6 protein-coding genes are annotated in these 4,901 nt (G+C 71.0%); 1 reads left to right on the top strand and 5 read right to left on the bottom strand.

Going from position 1 to position 4,901, the window contains the following annotated elements; genetic code table 11:
• Together B7L92_RS15275 and pyrR are read right to left on the bottom strand one after the other, a co-directional pair.
• The coding region (locus tag B7L92_RS15275; RefSeq protein WP_081238106.1) for an aspartate carbamoyltransferase catalytic subunit at positions 1–983 on the bottom strand (983 nt) is incomplete at its 3' end.
• Between the two features lie 104 nt (positions 984–1,087).
• Positions 1,088–1,645: a bifunctional pyr operon transcriptional regulator/uracil phosphoribosyltransferase PyrR gene (pyrR, locus tag B7L92_RS15270; RefSeq protein ID WP_081238104.1), complete on the bottom strand. Its 558-nt coding sequence runs from the start codon at positions 1,643–1,645 to the stop codon at positions 1,088–1,090.
• 264 nt (positions 1,646–1,909) lie between these two features.
• Here pyrR and bldD point away from each other — a divergent pair, with 264 nt between their 5' ends.
• The gene (gene bldD, locus B7L92_RS15265) at positions 1,910–2,413 is read left to right on the top strand and encodes a transcriptional regulator BldD (protein ID WP_004990661.1); all 504 of its coding nucleotides are present in this window, start codon (positions 1,910–1,912) and stop codon (positions 2,411–2,413) included.
• A 176-nt stretch (positions 2,414–2,589) separates the two neighbouring features.
• Here the strand turns inward: bldD and nusB are convergent, their stop codons facing one another.
• The 3 genes from nusB to B7L92_RS15250 all read right to left on the bottom strand — a co-directional run bounded on the left by nusB (position 2,590) and on the right by B7L92_RS15250 (position 4,762).
• Complete coding sequence (gene nusB / locus B7L92_RS15260; RefSeq protein ID WP_081238102.1) at positions 2,590–3,024, bottom strand: transcription antitermination factor NusB; 435 nt, start codon at positions 3,022–3,024, stop codon at positions 2,590–2,592.
• A 2-nt stretch (positions 3,025–3,026) separates the two neighbouring features.
• A complete protein-coding gene (efp, locus tag B7L92_RS15255) occupies positions 3,027–3,593 on the bottom strand; it encodes an elongation factor P (RefSeq protein ID WP_081238100.1) in 567 nt (188 codons plus the stop codon).
• Positions 3,594–3,655: 62 nt separating this feature from the next.
• Positions 3,656–4,762 carry an aminopeptidase P family protein gene (locus B7L92_RS15250; protein ID WP_081238098.1) on the bottom strand — a complete coding sequence of 369 codons (1,107 nt, stop codon included), beginning with the start codon at positions 4,760–4,762 and terminating at the stop codon, positions 3,656–3,658.
• Between the last annotated feature and the right edge of the window lie 139 nt (positions 4,763–4,901).

Below are 4,901 nucleotides of genomic sequence, written 5' to 3'. Positions count from 1 at the left end.
GGGCGGGGGTGGGTGACGGCGGGCACGTTCTTGGAGCCGACCACGGCGCCGCCCAGGAGCAGGTAGAGGACGGCCATCCGGATGGAGACCCCGTTGGTGACCTGCTCGACGACGGTGCAGCGGTCGGAGTCGGCGACCTCGGCGGTGATCTCCATGCCGCGGACCATCGGGCCGGGGTGCATCACGAGGGCGTGCTCGGGCATCCGCGCCATGCGGTCGCCGTCGAGGCCGTAACGCCGTGAGTACTCGCGCTCGGTGGGGAAGAACGCGGCGTTCATCCGCTCGCGCTGGACCCGCAGCATCATCACGGCGTCGGACTTGGGCAGGGTGCTGTCGAGGTCGTAGGAGACCTCGCAGGGCCAGGTCTCCACGCCGACCGGCAGCAGGGTCGGCGGGGCGACGAGGGTGACCTCGGCACCGAGGGTGTGCAGCAGGTCGACGTTGGAGCGGGCGACCCGGCTGTGCAGGACGTCGCCGACGAGCGTGATGCGCCGGCCGGAGAGGTCCTGGCCGAGCCCGGTGTCCCGGCCGACGAGCCGGCGCCGCATGGTGAAGGCGTCGAGCAGGGCCTGGGTGGGGTGCTGGTGGGTGCCGTCGCCGGCGTTGATGACGGCGGCGTCGATCCAGCCCGAGGTGGCCAGGCGGTAGGGGGCTCCGGAGGCGCCGTGCCGGATGACCACGGCGTCGACCCCCATGGCCTCCAGGGTCTGGGCGGTGTCCTTCAGGGACTCGCCCTTGGAGACGCTGGAGCCCTTGGCGGTGAAGTTGATGACGTCCGCGGACAGCCGCTTCTCGGCGGCCTCGAAGGAGATCCGGGTCCTCGTCGAGTCCTCGAAGAAGAGGTTGACCACGGTCCGGCCGCGCAGGGTCGGCAGTTTCTTGATCGGCCGGTCGGCGACCCGGGCCATCTCCTCGGCGGTGTCGAGGATCAGGACGGCGTCGTCGCGGGTGAGGTCGGCGGCCGAGATGAGATGGCGCTGCATCTGTCAGGCTCCGTAAGGCAGTTCAATGAGGCGAAATCGGGCGTCCGGGCACGCGCGAGGGCGTGCCGGGCCGGCGCACGGGGGGTCGGCGCGCGCCCGATGTGCTACTGAGCGGTCCGCTTCGCACCGAGCAGGACGGTGTCGCGACCGTCCTCCTCGGCGAGCAGGACCTTGACCGTCTCCCGCAGCGACGTGGGGAGGTTCTTGCCGACGTAGTCGGCACGGATGGGCAGTTCGCGGTGGCCGCGGTCGACGAGGACGGCGAGCTGCACCGCGCGGGGGCGCCCGATGTCGTTCAGCGCGTCGAGGGCGGCGCGGATGGTGCGGCCGGAGAAGAGGACGTCGTCGACGAGGACGACCAGGCGGCCGTCGATGCCGTCACCGGGGATCTCGGTGCGGGCCAGCGCACGCGGCGGGTGCATGCGCAGGTCGTCGCGGTACATGGTGATGTCGAGCGAGCCGACCGGAACCTTGCGCTCGGTGATCTGCTCGAGCTTGGCGGCGAGCCGCTGGGCCAGGAAGACGCCTCGGGTGGGGATGCCGAGGAGCACCACGTCGTCGGCGCCCTTGGCGCGTTCGACGATCTCGTGGGCGATGCGGGTCAGCACCCGCGCGATGTCGGGACCCTCGAGAACGGGCCGCGCATCGGACTGCGTGTCCATGAGAAACGGACCTCCTTCTCCGCCTCACGGGACGGACCTTAAAGGACGTCGGAATTGCGGTGCCTACGGTACCAGGTCGCAGCGACACGCCTGATCGCCCCCGCGTCACTCCCCTGGCGTAACCGATCTTCGATACCACGGAAGAGTCGGTGTGGACCATTCGGCTTGACGCACGAGAGTAACGCTGCGTAACCTCACAGTGAGTTACCAGCCGCGCGGCTCGGAAACCCAACCAGTCGCGTCGACACAGTGCCGGGGAGCCATATGTCCAGCGAATACGCCAAACAGCTCGGGGCCAAGCTCCGGGCGATCCGCACCCAGCAGGGCCTTTCCCTCCACGGTGTCGAGGAGAAGTCCCAGGGACGCTGGAAGGCCGTCGTGGTCGGTTCGTACGAGCGCGGGGACCGCGCCGTGACCGTGCAGCGCCTCGCGGAGCTGGCGGACTTCTACGGCGTTCCGGTGCAGGAGCTGCTGCCGGGCACCACCCCTGGGGGCGCCGCCGAGCCGCCGCCGAAGCTGGTCCTGGACCTGGAGCGGCTGGCCACGGTGCCGGCCGAGAAGGCGGGCCCGCTGCAGCGCTACGCGGCCACGATCCAGTCCCAGCGAGGTGACTACAACGGCAAGGTGCTCTCGATCCGCCAGGACGACCTGCGCACCCTCGCCGTCATCTACGACCAGTCGCCCTCGGTCCTCACCGAGCAGCTGATCAGCTGGGGCGTCCTGGACGCGGACGCGCGGCGCGCGGTGGCCTCCCACGAGGAGAGCTGAGCGCACAGCCTTCCGCGGGTCGAGCAGAAACGTACCGCCGGGGTGGCCGGGACCGTGCAGGTCCCGGCCACCCCGGCGGTGTTTCGCACGTGCCCCGGTCCACCGGGCGCGCGACATGCCGGAGGGCCCGCGACGTGCGTCGCCGCGGGCCCTCCGGCATGTCTGTGCCGAGCCTCTCAGACCTCGTCGCGGCGCAGCGACGGCTTGAGCTCCTTGAGCCGGCCGAGCAGGCCGTTGACGAACGAGGGCGACTCGTCCGTGGAGAACTCCTTGGCCAGCTGCACCATCTCGTCGAGGACGACGGCGTCCGGGGTCTCGTCGACCCAGAGCAGCTCGTAGGCGCCGAGACGCAGGATGCTGCGGTCGACGACCGGCATCCGGTCGAGCGTCCAGCCGACCGAGTACTGGGCGATCAGCCCGTCGATGCGCTGCGCGTGCTCGGCGTAGCCCTCGACCAGCTGCATCGTGTACTCGCTCACCGGCGGCTGCCGGGTGTCGGTCCGGGAGTGCCGGATCCAGTCCGCGAGGACCGTCAGGACGTCGGCGCCGCGCTGGTCGCCCTCGAAGAGGATCTGGAAGGCGCGCTTGCGGGCCGTGTTGCGGGCAGCCACGGTTAGCCGTTCACCCGGCCGAGGTAGTCGCTGGTGCGGGTGTCCACCTTGATCTTCTCACCGGTGGTGATGAAGAGCGGGACCTGGATCTGGTGGCCGGTCTCCAGCGTGGCGGGCTTGGTGCCGCCGGTGGAGCGGTCGCCCTGGACGCCCGGCTCGGTCTCCTGGACGGTCAGCTCGACGGCGGCGGGCAGCTCGACGAAGAGCACCTCGCCCTCGTGGGTGGCGACGGTGGCCTCGAAGCCCTCGACGAGGAAGTGGGCGGCGTCGCCGACCACCTTGCGGTCGATGTGCAGCTGGTCGTAGGTCTCCATGTCCATGAAGACGAAGTAATCGCCGTCCATGTAGGAGAACTGCATGTCGCGCTTGTCGACGGTGGCCGTATCGACCTTGACGCCGGCGTTGAAGGTCTTGTCGACGGTCTTGCCGGAGAGCACGTTCTTGAGCTTGGTGCGCACGAAGGCCGGGCCCTTGCCGGGCTTGACGTGCTGGAACTCGACGACGGACCAGAGCTGGCCGCCTTCGAGCTTGAGCACCATGCCGTTCTTGAGGTCGTTCGTGGAAGCCACGGTTGAGGAATCTCCTGGACTGAACTGACGTGGACGACCCCGGGGCGGCGCACAGCGCGAGGCTAGAGCGCGAGCAGCTCCTTGGTCGTGATGGTGAGTAGCTCGGGTCCGCCGTCCGCCTCGGGGCGCACGACGAGCGTGTCATCGATCCGGACACCACCCCGGCCCGGGAGGTGGACTCCCGGTTCGACGGTGACCGGCACGCAAGCGTCCAGTTTACCCATGGCCGCAGGGCTCAACCGAGGGTCCTCGTCGATTTCGAGCCCGACTCCGTGCCCCGTGAGGGCGGGGAGGGCGTCGGCGTACCCGGCGGAATCCAGCACGTGGCGTGCCGCGCGGTCCACGTCGCGGCAGGCGGCGCCCGGGACCAGGGACTCCCGTCCGGCACGCTGGGCGGAGAAGACGAGGTCGTACAGTTCGATCTGCCAGTCCGCGGGGGCCGTGCCGATGACGAAGGTGCGGCCGATCTCGCAGCGGTAGCCCCGGTAGGTGGCACCGAGGCAGACGGAGAGGAAGTCGCCCTCCTCGACACGGCGGTCGGTGGGCCGGTGGCCGGGCCGTCCGGCGTTCGGGCCGGTGGCGACGGAGGTGGGGAAGGCGGGGCCGTCGGCGCCGTGGTCGACGAGGCGGCGCTCCAGCTCCAGGGCGAGATGGCGTTCGGTGCGGCCGACCAGGATGGACTCCAGCAGCTCGCCGAGGGCCTGGTCGGCGATCTCCGCGCCGATGCGCAGGCAGGAGATCTCCTCCTCGTCCTTGACCACCCGGAGCTGCTCGACCGCACGGCCCGTGTCGGTCAGGCGCAGCCCGGGAGCGGCCGAGCGGATGGCGCGGTGCCGGGTCACGGTGAGGTGGTGCTCCTCGACGGCGAGGGAGTCGGCGCCCTGGTCGGCGGCGAGACCGGCCGCCGCGACGGCGGCGTCACCGCCGGCCCCGGGTCCGACGTGCACGCGCAGCGCCTCGTCGGGCCGGGCCTGCGGCGACCGGTCGTCGGGCGGACCGGCGCACACCAGCAGGTCCTCGGTCCTGCCCAGCAGCAGCACGGCACCCTCGGGGGCGGTGCCCGCGAGGTAGCGCACGTTGGCGGGCCGTGACACCAGCGCCGCCGCGCTGCCGCCCGCGTTGCAGCATTCCCGTACCCGGGTGCGGCGGACCGTGTACACCTCTGACATGCTCCGAGCCTATGAGCGGTGGCCGGATACCGCCGGTCGAGAGGTCCGAGTGGGCGGCCTCGCCCGCGCCGCGACCACGGCCCGGCACCGGCGCCGCAGGCGGTGGGGCGGGGGCCTGTCGCTTATACACCTCTGACGC

The sequence above is a fragment of the Streptomyces viridosporus genome, assembly GCF_002078235.1.
GTDB classification, from domain to species: Bacteria; Actinomycetota; Actinomycetes; order Streptomycetales; family Streptomycetaceae; genus Streptomyces; species Streptomyces viridosporus.
This window is presented reverse-complemented; position numbering and strand designations above follow the sequence as displayed.

What these genes read in the sequence shown, in the direction of transcription:
- pyrR (WP_081238104.1), bottom strand. Translation starts at nt 1,645, where the DNA reads ATGGACACGCAGTCCGATGCGCGGCCCGTTCTCGAGGGTCCCGACATC.
- bldD (WP_004990661.1), top strand. Translation starts at nt 1,910, where the DNA reads ATGTCCAGCGAATACGCCAAACAGCTCGGGGCCAAGCTCCGGGCGATC.
- B7L92_RS15250 (WP_081238098.1), bottom strand. Translation starts at nt 4,762, where the DNA reads ATGTCAGAGGTGTACACGGTCCGCCGCACCCGGGTACGGGAATGCTGC.